The 679-nt window shown below is 42.3% G+C and carries 1 protein-coding gene and 1 pseudogene; both read right to left on the reverse strand.

Annotated elements, in window-relative coordinates:
- Positions 1 to 410: BCCT family transporter (locus R7Z47_RS25035; RefSeq protein WP_318130787.1), on the reverse strand; the 410-nt coding region annotated here is incomplete at its 3' end.
- Between the two features lie 188 nt (positions 411 to 598).
- A pseudogene (locus R7Z47_RS25040) lies at positions 599 to 679 on the reverse strand (3'-5' exonuclease); the annotation flags it as partial.

Genomic DNA, 679 nt, shown 5'->3' on the forward strand with positions numbered 1-679 from the left:
AATCCGATGCCCATACCGGCTGCGAACAACATCGCTAGCCAGCCTGCATAAGAGTAATCTGGTGTCGCTTCAGTACCACCAATTCGAACTCGGCCAAGCGGTGTCACAATCAAGACCAAGCAGACAATGACAAATACGTTGCCAGAAGCAAGAAAGAACCAGTCAAGATTGGATACTAGCCAAGCACGTAAGCCAGCGAAAAAGGGTTCAACTTGTTGGCGAAAAGTTAGCGTTGCCACAACAAAGAGGACGATAGCCATCCCAGAAATTGCGAAAACTCGGTTGTGAATGTCTAAGCCGAATGGGCCGACTTTTAACGCAACGTTATCCTGACCAATCTGATAGTCAGTATCTATCGCGTTTACCTTTCCATCGGGACGTTTAATCCCACCATTATTGTCGGTGCTCACGAATAATCTCCTTAACCATACGTGACCAAATTTAAATACTTTGTAGGAGTTTGAGTGATGATTAGTTCACATCACCAAGCACAAGTTTAAGTATATGTATTTTCTTAAAGTAGTAGCTCTCATTAACATCTTAAAAGGAAACACCTCCATCGATCATTTGATGTTTTTGTGTTTAAGGTAAATAACATTTATTGCCAAATAGCAGAAATTGGCATGTCTCGGTTAAAGTGATATTGCAACTGAGCTTGAAACAACTCTGCCGTCGCCAA

This window comes from Vibrio sp. 1641, from assembly GCF_033339995.1.
In the GTDB taxonomy this organism is placed as follows: domain Bacteria; phylum Pseudomonadota; class Gammaproteobacteria; order Enterobacterales; family Vibrionaceae; genus Vibrio; species Vibrio alginolyticus.